The 1,928-nt window shown below is 67.5% G+C and carries 2 protein-coding genes; both read left to right on the forward strand.

Annotation, left to right across the window (positions count from 1 at the left end):
- The coding region (locus GA0115259_RS33495) for a hypothetical protein (protein ID WP_141716794.1) at positions 1-187 on the forward strand (187 nt) is incomplete at its 5' end.
- Positions 188-405: 218 nt separating this feature from the next.
- Positions 406-1,848: a S28 family serine protease gene (locus GA0115259_RS33500; RefSeq protein WP_093603907.1), complete on the forward strand. Its 1,443-nt coding sequence runs from the start codon at positions 406-408 to the stop codon at positions 1,846-1,848.
- The last annotated feature ends 80 nt before the right edge of the window (positions 1,849-1,928 follow it).

Raw genomic sequence — 1,928 nt, forward strand, 5'->3', positions numbered from 1 at the left:
CCGCCGTACCACACTCGTCGTCGCCCACCGGCTGACCACCGCGGCCCGCGCGGACCGGGTGGTTGTGATGGACCACGGCCGGGTCGTGGAGGACGGTACGCACGAGGAACTCCTCGCGCTGGAGGGCCGGTACGCCAAGCTGTGGCGCAGCTTCCTCGGCGAGGAGGAACCGGCCGCGGTGCTCTGAGCCCTCGCTGCGGTGGTCCGAGGGCGGTGGTCCGAGCCCTCGCGGCGCGTGCGAGTCCTCGGGAGCCTCCGGCCCGGCCGACTCTCCGATTCGGCCGACTCTCCGGTCTGGCCGACTTTCCAGCTCGGCCGACCGGAATCTCTGCCGGGACGGCACTGGCGAGTCGCGCGTTCACCCCGCTAGGTTCACGGCGTCTGTCATGAACACAGGGAGTGTGAATGCGCAAGGCGCTGAGATGGCTGTTGTCGCTCGTGCTGATCATAGGCACGGTGGCCACGGCCGGTGCGGCCACCGCCGCCGATCGGGGTGCGGACCACCAGACCGCCACCGACACCACCGACATCAAGGACCGGGTCCTCGCCATCCCGGGGATGAGTCTGATCCAGGAGAAGCCGTACGAGGGGTACCGCTACTTCGTTCTCAACTACACCCAGCCGGTAGACCACCGTCATCCGTCCAAGGGCACCTTCCAGCAGCGTGTCACCCTGCTGCACAAGGACACCAGCCGGCCGACGGTCTTCTTCACCGGTGGCTACAACGTCTCCACCAACCCGAGCCGCAGTGAGCCGACACGGATCATCGACGGCAACCAGGTCTCGATGGAGTACCGCTTCTTCACGCCGTCCCGTCCGCAGTCGGCCGACTGGTCGAAGCTGGACATCTGGCAGGCCGCCAGCGACCAGCACCGGATCTTCTCGGCGTTCAAGAAGATCTATCCCAAGAAGTGGCTCTCCACGGGCGGTTCGAAGGGCGGTATGACCGCCACGTACTTCGAGCGCTTCTATCCGCGTGACATGGACGGCGTCGTCGCGTACGTCGCGCCCAACGACGTGGTGAACAAGGAGGACTCGGCCTACGACCGGTTCTTCGAGCGGGTCGGCACCAAGGAGTGCCGTGACAAGCTCAACGCCGTGCAGCGCGAGGCGCTGGTCCGGCGTGAGCCGCTGGAGAAGACGTACCAGGAGTGGGCGGACGCCACCGGCTCCACCTTCACCACCGTCGGCACGCTGGACAAGGCGTACGAGGCCGTGGTGCTCGACTTCGTCTGGGCGTTCTGGCAGTACAGCCTGCTCTCCGACTGCGAGTTCATCCCGGTCGCGGCCACCGCGTCCGACCAGGAGATCTACGACACCATCGACTCGATCTCCGGCTTCTCCGCCTATACGGACCAGGGCCTGGAGACCTACACGCCGTACTACTACCAGGCGGGCACCCAGCTCGGTTCGCCCGACATCAAGCAGCCGCATCTGGGCAAGCTGAGCCGTTACGGCTACCAGCCGCCGCGGAACTTCGTACCGCGTTCCATCCCGATGAAGTTCGATCCGTCCACGATGCCGGACGTCGACTCCTGGGTCCGTCAGCACGCGAACCAGATGCTGTTCGTGTACGGGCAGAACGACCCGTGGGGTGCGGAGCCCTTCCGCCTCGGCCACGGCGCGCGTGACAGCTATGTGTATGTCGCGCCGGGTGCCAACCATGGCGCCAATGTCGCCGCTCTCGTCCCGGACGAGCAGGCGAAGGCCACGGCCCGGATCCTGGCATGGGCGGGCGTCGCTCCGGCCGCCGTCCAGCAGGACGCGGCGAAGGCGAAGCCGCTGGCGCCGTTCGACGCCAAGCTCGACCGGCAGAAGGTCGAGCGGGAGCACACCCTGAGGCCGTAGTACGTAGGCCGTAGGGCTGCCCGGCCCTCGAACCGTGCCCGCCGTTCTCGGTCCCAGGACCCGAGGACGGCGGGCACGGC

Origin of the sequence: Streptomyces sp. MnatMP-M17 (assembly GCF_900091995.1) — a bacterium.
Classification (GTDB): Bacteria; Actinomycetota; Actinomycetes; order Streptomycetales; family Streptomycetaceae; genus Streptomyces.

Bases quoted from the DNA above. Each gene is read 5' to 3' on its own strand.
- GA0115259_RS33500 (WP_093603907.1), top strand. From the start codon at position 406: ATGCGCAAGGCGCTGAGATGGCTGTTGTCGCTCGTGCTGATCATAGGC.